General features: G+C 41.1%; 12 protein-coding genes. 5 read left to right on the forward strand and 7 right to left on the reverse strand.

The genetic code is table 11. The features are described from left to right. Window positions 1-8: 8 nt before the first annotated feature. Window positions 9-908 (forward strand): oxygen-dependent coproporphyrinogen oxidase, encoded by a 900-nt coding sequence (gene hemF / locus ABZD21_RS11065; protein ID WP_372775050.1) that lies wholly within the window; start codon window positions 9-11, stop codon window positions 906-908. A gap of 317 nt (window positions 909-1225) precedes the next feature. Here the strand turns inward: hemF and ABZD21_RS11070 are convergent, their stop codons facing one another. The 3 genes from ABZD21_RS11070 to ABZD21_RS11080 all read right to left on the reverse strand — a co-directional run bounded on the left by ABZD21_RS11070 (window position 1226) and on the right by ABZD21_RS11080 (window position 6599). Beyond that, window positions 1226-3658: an ABC transporter permease gene (locus ABZD21_RS11070; RefSeq protein WP_372775051.1), complete on the reverse strand. Its 2433-nt coding sequence runs from the start codon at window positions 3656-3658 to the stop codon at window positions 1226-1228. A 234-nt stretch (window positions 3659-3892) separates the two neighbouring features. Then, window positions 3893-5245: a PAS domain-containing sensor histidine kinase gene (locus ABZD21_RS11075; RefSeq protein ID WP_372775052.1), complete on the reverse strand. Its 1353-nt coding sequence runs from the start codon at window positions 5243-5245 to the stop codon at window positions 3893-3895. Further along, complete coding sequence (locus tag ABZD21_RS11080; RefSeq protein WP_372775053.1) at window positions 5235-6599, reverse strand: sigma-54-dependent transcriptional regulator; 1365 nt, start codon at window positions 6597-6599, stop codon at window positions 5235-5237. The genes ABZD21_RS11075 and ABZD21_RS11080 overlap by 11 nt, the downstream gene beginning before the upstream one ends. A 196-nt stretch (window positions 6600-6795) precedes the next feature. Between ABZD21_RS11080 and ABZD21_RS11085 the strand changes: the two genes are divergently transcribed. The 3 genes from ABZD21_RS11085 to ABZD21_RS11095 are packed head-to-tail and all read left to right on the forward strand — an operon-like array spanning window position 6796 to window position 10111. Next, window positions 6796-8121, forward strand: coding sequence for a TolC family protein (locus tag ABZD21_RS11085; protein ID WP_372775054.1), 1326 nt, complete (start codon window positions 6796-6798; stop codon window positions 8119-8121). An 11-nt stretch (window positions 8122-8132) separates the two neighbouring features. Continuing rightward, entirely contained in the window at window positions 8133-9398 is a 1266-nt protein-coding gene (locus tag ABZD21_RS11090) for an efflux RND transporter periplasmic adaptor subunit (RefSeq protein WP_372775055.1), read from the forward strand. Between the two features lie 17 nt (window positions 9399-9415). Further along, the gene (locus ABZD21_RS11095) at window positions 9416-10111 is read left to right on the forward strand and encodes an ABC transporter ATP-binding protein (protein WP_372775056.1); all 696 of its coding nucleotides are present in this window, start codon (window positions 9416-9418) and stop codon (window positions 10109-10111) included. Between the two features lie 375 nt (window positions 10112-10486). Here the strand turns inward: ABZD21_RS11095 and ABZD21_RS11100 are convergent, their stop codons facing one another. The 3 genes from ABZD21_RS11100 to ABZD21_RS11110 all read right to left on the reverse strand — a co-directional run bounded on the left by ABZD21_RS11100 (window position 10487) and on the right by ABZD21_RS11110 (window position 13350). Next, window positions 10487-10720: a DUF493 family protein gene (locus ABZD21_RS11100; RefSeq protein WP_372775057.1), complete on the reverse strand. Its 234-nt coding sequence runs from the start codon at window positions 10718-10720 to the stop codon at window positions 10487-10489. 370 nt (window positions 10721-11090) lie between these two features. Beyond that, window positions 11091-12218 carry a nucleotidyltransferase family protein gene (locus tag ABZD21_RS11105; RefSeq protein WP_372775058.1) on the reverse strand — a complete coding sequence of 376 codons (1128 nt, stop codon included), beginning with the start codon at window positions 12216-12218 and terminating at the stop codon, window positions 11091-11093. After that, on the reverse strand, window positions 12211-13350 hold the full coding sequence (locus tag ABZD21_RS11110) for a hypothetical protein (RefSeq protein ID WP_372775059.1): 1140 nt from the start codon (window positions 13348-13350) through the stop codon (window positions 12211-12213). Before ABZD21_RS11110 ends, ABZD21_RS11105 begins: the two co-directional genes overlap by 8 nt. 423 nt (window positions 13351-13773) lie before the next feature. Between ABZD21_RS11110 and ABZD21_RS11115 the strand changes: the two genes are divergently transcribed. Beyond that, window positions 13774-14070: a hypothetical protein gene (locus ABZD21_RS11115; protein ID WP_372775060.1), complete on the forward strand. Its 297-nt coding sequence runs from the start codon at window positions 13774-13776 to the stop codon at window positions 14068-14070. A gap of 160 nt (window positions 14071-14230) precedes the next feature. Here ABZD21_RS11115 and ABZD21_RS11120 read toward each other — a convergent pair whose 3' ends face one another. Further along, a complete protein-coding gene (locus ABZD21_RS11120) occupies window positions 14231-15574 on the reverse strand; it encodes a sodium:solute symporter (RefSeq protein WP_372775061.1) in 1344 nt (447 codons plus the stop codon). Window positions 15575-15656 lie beyond the last annotated feature (82 nt).

Genomic DNA, 15656 nt, shown 5'->3' on the forward strand with positions numbered 1-15656 from the left:
CACGACGAATGATGAGAAAAGATCAAATCGCAAAACATTACAGAAACTTGCAGCAACAGGTTTGCCAAAAACTGGAGACAGCCGACGGTGGTGGTGTTTTTAAAACCGATCATTGGACCAAAGATATTGGCGAAGGGTTTACCATGGTTTTTCAAAATGGTTCGGCCATCGAAAAAGCAGCCGTAAACTTTTCAGCAGTGAACGGGGTAGTGAACGAAAATATGCGTAAAGCCCTGAAAATAGACGAAGGACAGGAGTATTTTGCCAGCGGCATTTCATCGATCATCCATCCGCGCAATCCGCATGCTCCAATCGCTCATATGAATGTTCGCTATTTTGAGCTGAGCTCAGGGCATTCGTGGTTTGGAGGCGGAATCGATCTCACACCACATTACGTGAATAAGAAAGAGGCCGGTTGGTTTCATCGCGAGCTTAAAAACATTTGCGATCTTTTTAGTCCGGATTATTACCCGAATTTTAAGAAATGGGCCGATGATTACTTTTATTTAAAACATCGTGATGAAACTCGTGGTGTTGGAGGTATCTTTTTCGACCATCAGTCGGCTGATGATGATTTGGCTTTTGAGCAGCTTTTTGCTTTTACCAGAGATCTGACTCAGGCATATCCCCGGATATACAAGGAGCTGTTGAATGCCAATCGTGATAAAGAATATACCGACGATGAAAAGCAATGGCAATATTTGAGAAGAGGGCGTTATGTCGAATTTAACTTGCTGTACGATCGTGGTACAAAATTTGGTCTGGAGTCGAACGGACGCACAGAATCTATTTTGCTGAGCATGCCTCCAATGGCTTCATGGGCTTACGATTTTCAGCCCGTAGCCGGTTCACGAGAGGAAGAGACTTTGAACTTATTAAAGAAAGATATCGGTTGGATTTCGTTTTAGTCATCCCCCTTTTTTTTCGACTAAAACATCGATCTGCAAACAACCGCAACCTCAGTCCGCAAGGGCTGGGGTTTTTTTCGGTGATGCCGTTGATTCGTAACCAATCGGTAAACCCCAAATGTTTCTCAACGCAATGAGTTATAAAGTTGCTCTGTATCTTAAGTGGAAAAGAGATGCTAGATGCTCAATAGTTCCGAATACCCTGAGTACGATTTTAGATTAGAGCTGTTTGATCCGTGAGGATAGCATCGTATTTGATTGCCAGTTACTCTATACTCATGCTCATTTTACGATTTTAAATTGACTTTTAGCCGATTCTATTCGTTCTGCAATACCTCAGAAACATTTAATCTAAAAGCATTCGCTGCAAGTGAGTGAATAACTAGGAAAACTATGGTAACCAGAACTGTTATGGGTGCCACAAACATCCAGATATTAAGTTCTATATGGTGGATGTAACTATTTAGAAACCAGTTTTTATAACCGTGCCATGCCAATGGAGTCGCAATAATAATGGCCAACACTATCTGCACCGATACCTCTTTTATCAATAATCCGGAAACATGGTGCAATTCGGAACCCAGGGCTTTACGAATGCCGATTTCTTTCATGCGTTGGCTAATGGTAATTAGAATCAGGCCAACAATTCCAATAACAGCAATAAGAATGGCCAGTACTGAAAATAGGCCGAACACAAACGAAAAGGTTTTGTCCGGTTTTAAATCTATTTGCATTTGATCATCAAGCAGATAATAGTCAAAAGGTTGGTCGGGGAAGCTTTTTTGGTAAATACTCTCAAGTTCCGGTATAATTGAGCCGACATCCCTGGCGGTTTCGTCGTTAAATTTTAAGGTCAGGTATTTTTTTCTTGCATCGCTAAGTGTAATTACAGTTGGAACGGGGAGATTTTTTATGGATTTATAGTGAAAATCATCTACTACACCCACTATTCGTAGTTCATTCTTTCCGCTTATCACAGTTTTGTCAACGGCTTCGTCTACGCTGGAATACCCTGCACGTTCAGCCGCTTTCTTGTTCATGATAATTGTATTGTGTTTTTCAGTTTCACCTTCTCGGAAGGTTCGCCCCGCAAGCACTTTAACATCATAGAAATCCATGAAGTATTCGTCAACAGCGATTTGAAAATAACCGTTAGCATCGCTGGCATTGTAGCCTTTTCTGTAACAACCAAACCAAGTTTCAATTTCTCTTCCAGGTACATCCGATGTAAATGTTGAGCCTTCCACCTTTGGCAGTTGCATGAACTTATTTTTTAGCACCAATAATTTATTGTGCAATTCGGATTGGGCTTCGCCGGTGCGCGGAGCGCTAATTACCATGCTTTTATGGTAATTTACTCCCATTTCTTTCTCCATCAAATAGTTTGCCTGGTCTGTGGCTACAAATGTTCCGCACAGCAATATTACCGATATAATAAATTGCACGGTGACCATTACTTTTCTGAAAAAAATGCCATCTGCGGAGTTTTTTAGTTTTCCTTTTAAAACGGCAGCTGGCTTGTACGATTGAAGGATAATTGCAGGGTAAATGCAGGACGCTGCAATTCCGACAAAGAAGGCAGCCAAGCCGGTAAAGATAAATCCGGGATACCGGAAAAGATTGAAATCGCCAATGTTGGTGACCGATTTGAATAATGGGTTGAGAATAACAAAAAGTAGCAGGGTAAGAAACAAGCATATGAGATTAAAAAGTAGCGCTTCTTGCAGAAATTGGCTAACTAACGAGAGTCGCGACGCACCATTAACTTTGCGAATGCCAATTTCTTGGGCGCGTTCAACAGCGCGGGCGGTCGTCAGATTTATATAATTAATCCAGGCGACAATCAGCAGAAAGACAGAGAAACCCCACAAAATGGAGATGATTTTTCCGTTACCGGGTGGCTCCGTTTCGTATTCAATGTTCGAAGTTAAGTGGATATCCTGCAAGGGTTGTAGGTAAAACACATCTCTTTTATTTACGCGATCCAGTCGTTCCTTGTAGTTGTCGGCAACCATTCGGGGAAAAGCTTTTTCCGAGAAAGCCAGGTAATCGGTTCCTGGTTTTAGCTGCAGGTAAGTCGTTCCGTAGTCGTAGCCCCATTCCGTGCGTAAATTAGGCCTGAAGTGGTATAGGGTTTCCATTGAAAAAAAGAAGTCACTTTTAATGATAGAATTGGTAGGAACATTTTCGTAAACAGCGCAAACTTCGTAATTTTCGCTGCCATCAACACTTAAAATCTCTCCGATTGGGTTATCTCTGCCGAAGTATCTTTCGGCAGCACGTTGCGAGATGGCGACAGTGAAAGGCTTTTCGAGACCTTTGGTTGAGCCCTGCACCAGCGGAATGGTAAATACCTCGAACATGGACGCTGTGCCGTAGTAAGCTTTCTTTTCATTAAAGAAGACTTTGCCGCCATTTTCTTCGCTGTAACTAATCGTAATATTATGCTTTGGTGTGATGCGCGACTGATTCATCACTTCGCTGTAATTGCTTTTTAGCCAGTCGCCCGCCGGGAAAAACGAATTGGCCGTTTCCCATAGGATTTCGTTTCCGTCGTAACGGTTGTAGGCCAAGCGGTATATATTATCAGCATTTTCGTTGTGACTGTTATAACTGCGTTCGTAGTACACGTACTCAAAAATAAATAAAGCACTAAGTATGCCCGTTACCAGTCCAATTACATTAATTGAAGAGATGTACTTATCCCGCTTTAAGTTGCGAAAGAATAATTTTAGGTTCAAAAAATTCATAGTTCTGGTATTAAAAGGTGTACCGAATTGATGGTTGATAAAGATCTGCACAGGAGGAAATACCTATAACAATGCCAAATTCATAATCGACATAGAAATAGGAATTTAGATAAATCGATTGCCGTTTTGATGTCAAATTATTTTACATTCGGTTGTGAATTTATTTGACAACTTGGGTTATTGTTTCTTGCTTTTCATGTCAGGTCAAATATTCTTTTTAGTGGTGGTGTTTAGCTAAATGCAAATGGTAACTATGGTACCTTTTCCTGGTTCCGATTGCAAGGTGAGTTGTCCGCCGTGCAAGCGGATAATTTGCTTTGACAAGCTAAGTCCAATTCCGTTACCGTTTTCCTTGGTTGAGAAAAACGGGATAAACACTTTTTCCATATTTTCCGATGAAATTCCCTGCCCGTTGTCGCTAAAACTAAATTCGGTTCTACCGTTTTCCAGTCCAACCACAGTCAGCCCAATTTTACCATCGACAGCACCATTGAGAGCTTGTTGTGAGTTCAGAAATAGATTGATAAACACTTGGTTGATTAGATTTTCATCAGCGTAAAGTTCCTGAACTGACTGGTCCAGTTTTATGAAAATTTCAGGTGCTTCTTTCCCTGCGGTTTCCTGCATCAGAAATTTCAATTTTAGCAGCCATTCGGTAACTTCTATGCGGCTGATTTTGGGCGTGGGTACCTTGTTCAATTGCCGAAAGTTATTTACGAAGTTGATGAGGCCGTTGCTCATGTCGTCAATCACATTCAGCCCCTTCACCGTTTTGTCAATGGTCGATTGTGTAATTTCTTTCGGATTTTTTATGGCTTCTTCGTTGGTGAAGAAAGAGCTTAGTTTTTTTGTAAGCGATGTTATGGGGGCAATCGAATTCATTATTTCGTGGGTAATTACCCGAAATAATTTATGCCAGGCTGCCAATTCCTGCTCATCCAGTTCGCGCGAAATGTCCTGCAGTGAGATTATTTTATAACTTTTGTCGCGGTACTTAATTGCCACCGCCGAAATGGAAAGCACCGTAACCCCGTGCTTCCCGTTTTGGCGGTGAATACGGTTTTCGCCCGGTTTAATTTTGGTAAACTGGTGGTACAATTCGAGGTTGTCGTCGCGTAGCCGGTTCAGGTTCGATGTATATTCTATTCCCAGAAAGCACCGGGCGTTGTGGTTGAGTACTTCAAAGTTTCCATCTTCATCAATGGTAATAAAGCCCACACTCAGGTTCTCAATCAAAGTTTCCAGCAACTGCTCTTTGTAACTGATGTCAATCTTTTTTTGCTTCAGTTTTTCGTTCAAAAATCTTAAACTGCCGTATAGCTCTTCAATGCTTTTTCCTTTAATATCTTTGGGCAGTTGCAAGCTGGTATCGTCGTTTCTGATAGCATCGATAAAATAGGCCATACGGCGGTTGGTTTTATTTAGAAAGTTGAGCATGGAAACAGCGAGTAGGAAAATTAGTGGCAAACTGAAAAAAAGAATGGTAGAAGTACCGAAAACGGCGATGTAGTAGCCAGTGCCAATGGCAATTATGCATAAAGCAGCTATGTACGAAGCCAGTCTGAAATATAGATGTTTAGATATCATAGCGCTTAAGTTTGTTGTAAAGCGTTTGTCGCGTGATTCCCAGCTGTTTGGCCGCCATGCTCAGGTTTCCGTTTTGCTTTTCGAGTGCACGTGAAATCAGTTGTTTCTCCATTTCTTCTATCGTAACACAAGCCATTGATTCTGCCGTAGTGCCTGATTTAAAATAAAAGGAATCGGCACCGATCGATTGATCTTCGCATAAAATTACTGCTTTTTCGATAGTGTGCTCCAACTCCCGCACATTGCCCGGCCACTGGTGTTTTTGTAGCTTTTTTATAGCTTGCTCCCCAATTTTACCCTGTGGTTTCATGTACTTGTGGGCATACTTTTCATAAAAAAAGTGGGCGAGTAAAGCAATGTCTTCATGACGTTCACGAAGTGGCGGAACTTCAATGTTAATCGTATTTATGCGATACAAAAGATCTTCGCGAAAACGCTGTTCTTCAATTATTTTATCAATGTTGCAGTTGGTCGCTGATATCAATCGGATGTTTATCGGAATTTCTCTGTTCGACCCCAAAGGAGTGATGGTTCGGGTCTGCAGGGCAACCAGCAATTTGCTTTGTATCGACAACGGAATATTTCCAATTTCATCTAAGAATAAAGTGCCGTTATGTGCCAGCTGAAATTTCCCAATGCGGTCCTCGCGGGCATCGGTAAAAGCTCCTTTTTTATGGCCGAAAAGTTCACTTTCAATTAAGTTTTCGGGTAGGGCGCTGGCATCAACCGTCACCAGCAGTTCGTTTGCGCGCAAGGATTGCCGATGAATTTCTCGGGCTATCACTTCTTTCCCAGTACCATTTTCGCCAGTAATTAAAACATTGGCATCGGTTTTGGCTACCTTAGAAATCAGGTCTTTTATTTTCAGCATGGAAGCCGACTGCCCAATCAAGCGCGGAGCTTCTCTATTAATTACTCGTCTAAGGTCGCGTTCACTTTGTTTGAGTTCAAGCACTTTAGTATTACTTTTGCTCAGTTTTACTGCTGCATTCAGAGTGGCAATCAATTTGTTGTTGTCCCAGGGTTTAAGCACAAAATCGCAAGCACCCATTTTTAAGGCTTTTACAGCTAGTGCCACATCTCCGTAAGCAGTAAACAAAACCACCTCAATGTTTTTATTGAATTTTTTTATTTCCTGAAGCCAGAAGATTCCTTCGTTTCCATTGGCCTGCCCCGCTGTATAATTCATGTCCAAAAGAACAACATCCACATTTCCCCGCTGTAGTGTGCTTATTAAACATTTTGGATGGTTGAGTGTGATCACCTTTTCAAACTCATCTTCCAGTAATAACTCTAAGGCACTCAACACATTTTTTTTGTCATCTACCACTAAAATAGTTGCTGCAATTGCCATGTCGAATCATTTTTTTTTAAAGTAAGGGTATTTTGAGTTTCCCTGTCTTAGGGTGTCAAATAATTTTACAAATAAATGTATGAAAAGTTGACGTGTTTTAGGTGCTTTGTTTTGTTATGTATCAGTTGATCAGTTGTTAATGAAGTTGGCATGAGGCTTGGTTTATTTAGTTGCAGATAAATGATCAAATACCAAAATGAAACTACTACTACTCTCTTTTTTTATTTGTTTCGTACTGATTCTGGAGGCGAAAGAGCCCTTGTCTTTGGAGGCATGTGTTTCTTTTGCTCTGGAGCACAACTTAAGCTTAAAGAGTCAACAATACGATGTTTTGAAGCAAAGACTGCATTTGGCCAATGCAAAACAACAGTTTTTGCCAGCAATAAGTGCCAATTCGTATTACAATGAACGGTTTGGCCGATCGATCGATCCGGAAACGAACACCGCTTTGACCAACCAGTTTTTTACCTCTGGCTTTGGAATAAACGCCAGCTTGAGTCTGTTTGAAGGTTTTAGAAGAAGCAATCGGATTAAGCTGGAAAAGAATCTTTTGGAGTCGGAACGGGCAGGGATCCAGAAAGCGGAAGACTGGCTCACTTTTCAAATCATTGAGCTTTACTCGAATGCCCTGTTTTATCAAGGAATTATTGATGTCATAAGAGAACAGGTTGACCTTTCGTACCGACTGCTAAAAAGACAAAGACGTATGGTAGAATTAGGACAGAAGTCACTACTCGATTTGACTGATGTGGAAGCACAAATGGCAGAGGATAGTTTGGAACTTGAGCGATACGAAATGGAGATGAACTTGGCCTTTCACAGTCTAAGAAAAGCGATGAATTATTCACTGGATGAGGAGCTGGAGTTGGAAGTTTTTCAGCTGCAGGTAGTTGAAGCGCAGAGCTCTAACTGCAATCCCGTACAGGTAATGTTGCTGGCCGAAAAACATTTGCCGCAAATTAGAATTTTGGAAGGGCAGTTAAAAAGTGCCGGACTTTTGTTAAAAGAAACGAAGGCTTCCCTTTGGCCCAGTTTGACATTAAACATAGGAGTGTCGTCGGCTTACAACGAAACTACCCATGACCCCGACGGCGAAACCATGTCGTTTTCAAAGCAGTTGGATGTAAACAGCGGAAGCTATGTGGGAGTGAACTTGTCGATACCTCTATTTAGCAGGTGGTGCAACCACACCAATGTAAAATTGGCAAAATTAAATAACGAAAGCGCGAAACAACACTACGAGGAAATGTGGCAACAACTCCGCTTTGATGTGTATGAAAACACTTTGCTGCTGGGAGCAGCATTGGCCAGATACAAGGCAGGCATTAAAAACGAAGCCAAGCAACAAATGGCATTTACCAACGGCGAGAAACGCCTGGAAAACGGCTTAATCAGTACGCTCGATTTTTATGCGCTTGAAAATAGTCTCACCCATTCAAAAATTGAACGGTTGCGCCTTAGCATTGAATTATTTCTTCAATATAAAACGATAGAGTATTACGTGAGTGGTACTATAATGTAAAACAACTAAACATGGGAATGGATGTTAAAATAGAAGACAAACGCTGGATAAAACCGAAGCACTGGCGTTTAATTGTACCGGTATTCGTAATTATTATGGGTGCATTGTATTCGCTTTTTAGCGAGCCGGTTAGTATTATAAAAGTGGAGCTCGAAAAGCTGAGTGTTGATCAGGTTTTCGAGGACAATTTTCACGATTACATTAGTGTGCTGGGAACGGTTGAGCCAATTACCAGCATTTATTTGGATGCCATTGAAGGTGGCCGCGTAGATGAAATTCTCATTGAAGAAGGTGCCATGATGAAAAAGGGCGACGTTATTTTGCGTTTGTATAATCAGGATTTGAAACTGAATATTATGAACAGTGAGTCGAGTCTGGCTTACCATACCAATGAGCTGCGGAATACACTTATTCAAATGGAGCAGCAAAAAATTCAGAACAAAAGAGAGCTGTTGCGTCTGGATTACGATATTCTTCGGCTGACGCGAAATCATAGACAAAATAAGGCTTTGTTTATGGAAAGTCTGATTTCGGAAGAAGAATATCTGCTTACCAAAGAAGATTTTGAACTGGCGATCAAGAATAGGGAACTGGCTTTTTCGAAAATGACACAAGACTCCATTTTCAGGGCGAACCAGAAAGACCAAATGGACGACAACCTGGCCAGTATGCAAATGAACTTGAAAATGGTGAGGCAGCGCCTGGAAAATCTGAATGTAAAATCGCCGGTTGATGGGCAACTCGGCTTATTGAATGCTGAGCTCGGTGAGGCTATTAATAAAGGACAGAGGATTGGACAGGTAAATATTTTAAATTGGTTTAAAGTGAATGCCAAAATTGACGAACACTTCATTGATAAAGTGCGCTCCGGACTAAACGCCAGTTTCGAGCGTCAAAACGAAACGTTCGGTTTGAAAGTGAAAAAGACTTATCCCGAAGTTCGCGAAGGACAGTTTGAGGTGGATATGAATTTTGTGGGTACTTTGCCCGATAATATTCGAATTGGGCAGACCTACAACATTAAGTTGGAACTTGGTCAGCCAGAGAAGGCGGTATTGATTCCGCGTGGCGGATTTTTTCAGGTTACTGGAGGCCAGTGGATTTATGTGCTGGAGCCGGGAGGGCAGTTCGCCGATAAACGCTCCATAAAAATTGGCAGGCAGAATCCACAGTATTACGAGGTACTATCCGGATTGGAATCCGGCGAGAAAGTAATAACTTCTTCTTATAGTACTTTCGGCAATAACGACAGAATCATTTTTAAAGAAAAAAAATAACTCCTAATATTACAGTAATGATTAAAACGACCAATCTGTATAAAACTTTTCGAACCGAAGATGTGCAAACCTCGGCACTCAACAAGGTAAATTTTAATGTAAAAAATGGCGAATTTGTCGCGATTATGGGGCCTTCGGGTTGCGGCAAATCTACATTGTTGAATATACTTGGCTTGCTCGATAACCCCACCTCGGGGGAGTATTTTTTCGATGGCAAAGACGTGTCGAAATACAAGGAGAAGCACCTTACCTCCCTTCGCAAAGGAAACATCGGATTCGTATTTCAGAGTTTTAATTTAATTGATGAATTGACTGTTTTTGAAAACATTGAGTTGCCTCTTGTTTACCTGAAGATTTCGGCAAAAGAGCGAAAGCAGCGAGTCGAAGCCATTATGGAGCGCATGCAAATTGGCCATCGCAAAAAGCATTTCCCGCAGCAATTGTCGGGCGGACAACAACAGAGAGTGGCCTTGTGTAGGGCATTGGTTGCCAAACCCAAACTAATACTTGCCGATGAGCCAACCGGTAACCTCGATTCGAAGAACGGGATTGAAGTAATGAACCTCTTGCGCGAACTGAACAACGAAGGCACCACCGTGATCATGGTTACCCACAGTAAGCGCGATGCAGAATTTGCTCACCGCGTAGTTAACCTTTTCGATGGACAGATAATTACAGAGAATTCTCAACGCAAATTCGAAGTAGTATTATAAGTGAGGTTTTTTTTGATACTTATGTAATCTGAAGATAATGAGTGTATTGTTTGTTTTCGTTAGTGGGATTTTACTGGGGGGATTGCGTAGTTGACAGTTAGGTGGCACAGTATGATGGAGGTTATGAGGAATCAGGAGTCGGCTTTGAGATATGAGTGATGAAACCCTCAATGTTCTGGATGGAAGCCAGGAAGTACGAATAGTTTAAAGGTTCGACTAAATACGATCAGCCTGATGGGTTTTAAACCGGATAAAAATTGTTGGCTTTAGACTTGTTCTTCCTTTAAATGTATTCATTTTTTTATTTTCAAATGATGAGTGAAACAAACGCGCTGCGCTCTAATTCGGATGGATTGAAAACCAACCTCAAGTAGTTTACAGAATAAGTACTCCTTCTATCTGATCGATCTTTTCTGTGATCTCGATGATCTGATCTGCGCTGTCCATCAGTGCGATGCATGTAATCGCGACATGTTTCAAACTTGAAGTATGCTTAAATGAAAATTCACCATGATCGGGGAGTAGTGCCTTTATTTCTTCAACTTTCCCGCTGTTATTTGGAGTAATGAATTTAAACATGTATTTCAGTGGCCAGGTTTCGGTTTCCATGAGCCGATATCGTAAATTTTTAAACTTTTCCGTTTTCATATTCAATTTTCCTTCTTGTTTTTAAACGCATGAGTTGCTTTCATTGTTTGCGTTTTCTCTGCTGGAGTGGTGGCATGCAAATTTCCCAACACTTAATCTGCGATTTCAGACGGTCGGCAAACATAGCGAAAAAAGGTCATTCTCAGTCAGGACGAGGTCGCATTCCTTGTCCTTTATATGGTTTTCTATTTGGAGCCTTGTCCCACCGAAACAGGAGGTTAGCAGGGAGTATTGAGAGTCGTGGAGTTAGCGGCGGTGACTGTTTTGTCCTTCAACCCATGGGTGTATCGTTGGTTTGGTAAATTTCGCTGCAAGCTGGATTTACGGTGGACTAACGCCGATTAAAAAAACGGGTGTACAATCCTATGTGGTCGCCATACCATTTTGGATCTTTTATCCGGCGTAGCAGATATTGACGTTTTTCTTTTGAATAGGTTGCTTGGATGAGTTGGCCGAAGTAACCGCCAATCACCCGTTGAATTATGAAAATAACACTTCTGTTTGTGTGATAAAAAACCGTTGATTTTTGATTTAGAGCGAACTTTAATGCTAATACGCGTGAGGCGAAATTCTTCAGTGGGAAAAACGTTTCATCTAAGCCAAGCATCGACCGGCAAAGAGCAAAGTAGGCGATTGCTTTCCGCTTGGGTTTAATGTGTGGTAGTGTTTCAACCAGCTTGTAGCGTCTTGAGTACAGGTACAGGTCATAGGCTTCTCGTAGAGACATTCGGCCAAATAAATAGCCTTCGTTAGATAATTGACTATGGACAAAATTATGAATGATTTTATTTCTGTCGGATGGTACATAGCAACCACAGAGTGATGCAAGCTGCTTTTTGTCTCGATTGATCATTTCGGAATGAAACCAATTGGTATATTTTGCGTCTGTCGGAATTCGGTGAATCTCAATCTCGGCTACAAATTCAGGATGATGCAATCGGGGGTAATGTTTCTCTGAAGCAATGTCAATATAATCATGAAAGTACTTCGGATCAGAATATTTATACCCTTTGTCCAACATAAGTTGAGCCGCAGGAAAAAAATCTTCTTCACGAACAAGGAAGTCGATATCTGCCAGAATTCGTTCGCCATGATCGCTGTAAACATTGTCGAGAAGGTTGGCCGACCCTTTGAGGAAGATTGGGTAAATGTCATTTTGAGCAAGGGTTGCCGCAATCTGTGTTACTTGCTCAATGATCTGTTTGTTTCTGGTAACATTCAGCGTATATATTTCTTGTAGGTGATCTGCTAACTCTTCAGGCAAATCAGCCAAAATATTGTGGTCCCTAAATTTTAAATAGATAGCCGGTAAAACCAGGTGGTTACTACATAGCGTCACAAAATGATTCCAGTTAATCCGGCCTTCCCTGATTTTCTCCAATATTGCGGCTCTAACTTCGGGTTTTTCGTCCAAAGCCAGGCAATTTCCTACATAGTGGAACATTTCATTCTTATTCATTCTGAAACAATTTTTCTATGGCGTTCAAAGCCTTGTCGCTGTTAGAATAGGTCAGTTTATAATAGTCGAATGTTGATACTTTGTCAAGCAACAATTGCACATTTTCTAGATTCGGTTCAACCCAGATTTGTTCGAGAAGTAATTTAAAAGCCACAAACGGATCCAACTTCTCCCACTCAAAATCAATCGAACTGTCGTAGTTGATAAAGATAATTTCATGGACTGGATACACCATTTTCATCTTATCATTTCCAATTGGCAGGTAGCGAACTTTCTTTTCACTGGTTATGTGATGCAACGGAAGGTCTTTGAGAGCCGGAAAATGCGAGCTGAGCAGCTCCAGAGAGCCTTCTTTCACAGACATGGCGATTGGAAACGGATAGGCATTCTGTGAATTTTTGTCGAAGGGGACAAAATCATCGGAAATAAGATGATAGCCGCTTGCCTGCAACAACGCGGCGATGGTTGTTTTACCACTACCCGGAGGCGCCGAAAATAAGATTGTCTTCTTTTCGTTGGTTATGGCTGAAGCATGAACGGTCATTAACCAGTCGTCTTCAGTTTTTTGATGAATTAAATTTACCAGATCGATAAAAATTTGCCCTTTTGTATAGTTGCTCTTATCCCGATCCCAAATGCATCTCAGGTTATTGTTCAGCCGATAAACAACTTGTCCGTTTGATGTAAATAATTCAAAATGAAATTCAGGTTTTTTGTTTTCTGCAATAGCTAAGTGAGCAATCAAAGGGTGTATGTACCGTTCGAGCCACGCTGTTTCGTATGTAAACCTAACGACTGTCGTGTTCAACTGATAGTGAAAAACAGAGTAGGGCTGAAATTTTGAGTTGACTATATCATCCGTAAAAAGTGCTGTTTCATCTTCGGATTGAAAGGGAATATTTGCTTCGGAGATTCGGTCATAGATGTCTGAAACAAACGTTTTACTTTCTTCGTGCGCAACGCCATATTGGGTTGCAAATTCTTCGGCGACAGTTTCCAACGGATTGTTCGTAGCCAATTTTTTGAAAACATACCAGGCGGGTTCTTCCAATTGAAAATACAGGTTACTGTTTTGTAGCCAAACCAAGTACGTGTCACCAATTTTTTTATCTACATATAACACATTAGCCATGTTAAATAGGGTTGAAAGTGCGAGCATTTTTTGATACTGTTCAGTTAAAGATAGGAACTATTTATAAAACAAGCGGTTTTATTTATCATTACTAATTGTATCGCTTGTTACTTTAACAATTCAGTCGAAATAGGTTTTTGTAAGCATATTCAGGAGCAGAATTGGCATTGTGATATTTAGAGGTATGGAGGCGTTTTATATAAGCATGTTTTATGATTTGTCCATGCGGAAGAGGCAGATTAAGTAAAATATGTTCGTTTGAGACCGTTTTTGCGTAAAATTACCCATTGCTTTCCAAGCTCAGTCGTCCGATTTTTACAGTAGAAATATATTGTTCGTGCAATTAGTGCTTGCTCTTGAAAAATAGCAAGTTTTAGCACAGGCAAGATTCGACTTGATTATATAATTTAAAAATGATAAACAATGAAAAAAAGTAACGAGATTAAGAAACAAGAAGGGGCAGAACTGAATGAAAATAAAATGACCCGTAAAGAAGCGATAAAGAAAGCTGGTTATTTGGCAGCCTCTGCAGCAACAATGATGGTGCTATTAAGCAACCCTCAAAAAGCGAGTGGAAAAAGTAGCCACACTTGCTCACCTAGTGGCGACGATGGTGGTTCGAACAATGGAAATCACTATGGGAACGGAAATAATAACGGAAACCATTACGGTAACGGCAATGGTAATGGTAATAGTAAAGGTTGGAGAAATAAAGAATAAAGTTACTTGAGCAATTTGTTCGGTTAAGGAAAAAATCTATTGGTTCGGATGGCATATCCGAACCTTTTTTTTAGTTTTATTTTGATACTTACCCCTTAGCTGATATAAGTTTTCCGCTTGATTTAGTTTACAATACAATGCGTGGCAAATCAAATTCATATTAAATTTGTTTCCGGCTTTCGGGTATTTTCAAGATCAAAAAGTTAATCAAAAAGGCTCCGATAATCATCCAATTTCCCCAGCCTAATTCGTAGACAGACACGATAATTTTTCCTCCCAAAGCGACCAAACCTCCGGTCAACATGGCTACAATGCTTAAGCTCTTATTCACCTTCATATTGGCCAGAGCAGCAATAACCGGAACAATAAAAGCACCCGAATAGAACGCTAAAGCCATCAGTAATGTGCCAATGATCGACGTAATCTGCAAGGCGATTAACATGCTAGTAGTCCCGATTATTAAGATAGAAATACGAGTGCTGTTGAGCGATCTTTTATTGTCGATATCCTCGTTGAAAAATTCTGTGACCATCATCGAGGCTGTCAGAAGGGTCGTATCAGCAGATGACAGAACCGCAGATAGCAATGCTGCTGCCATAAGTCCAAGCACCCATTCAGGCAGAAATTGGGCGATTAGATCAATTAAAACCACCGAATGTGTCAACTGCTCCGATGACAGGTTTTCAACTGCGAATACCCCAAGATAAGTCATTAAAAATGCGAAGGGAATAAGAACGCTGGCAACCAGTGCAATACTTCGCCTGGCAGTTCGTTCGTCGCGGGCACAAAATACTCTTGAGTAGATATCCGGACCGACAACAAAAGTGCTGGAAAAGGTGAGGAACAAAATTAATAAGTCGGTGAGAGCAAAATGAGCATTAAAGGGAAAACTGTCGCCGATCGAGCTGGTATGGGTATCATGTGTTAGCGTGAGAAAAATTGCCGAACAGGTCACTCCTACAAGGATGATGATCGCTTGGATAAAGTCGGTTTTTAGAATGGATATTTGCCCGCCGATAAGGGTATATACAATAAACACGGCCGATGAAATGATTACCCCGTCGGGGTAGGGCAAGCCAAAGAGGCTAAATAAAATTTTAGCCGCAGCGATAATTTGGGCGGCAACAATACCGGTCCAGGCCATTGGGATAATCACTGAGGCCGATTTACGTGCCGTTTGTCCGTAAAAGCGGCCAATCATGTCAGTTAGCGTATACTTGCCGAACTGGCTAACCTTTCCAACCAAGGGATACAACAACCACAAACCAGCTGATGCAGCCAGTAAATACCATGCAGCAGCCCAGCTTTGGTGAATCGCCAAATTGACAGAACCTAAAATCGCAGAGCCTCCAAGAATTGAAGCCAGCAAACTCCCGGAAATCTGAAAAACACCATTGCGTTTTCCGGCAATAAAATAGTCGGACGGACTCTTAATTTTTAAAGCCGAAATAATTCCAATAATCAAAAGAATGAGGCCGTATAAAAGGAGAATGGTAATTTTCATTTAAACAGGTTTTATCGTCGCCGGGCGAAGCACAAAAATAACAATAGAATTGTTTCCTTGGGGTTTATTAGGCTTTGATCGA

It is taken from the genome of Mangrovibacterium sp., assembly GCF_041596335.1.
Lineage (GTDB): Bacteria > Bacteroidota > Bacteroidia > Bacteroidales > Prolixibacteraceae > Mangrovibacterium.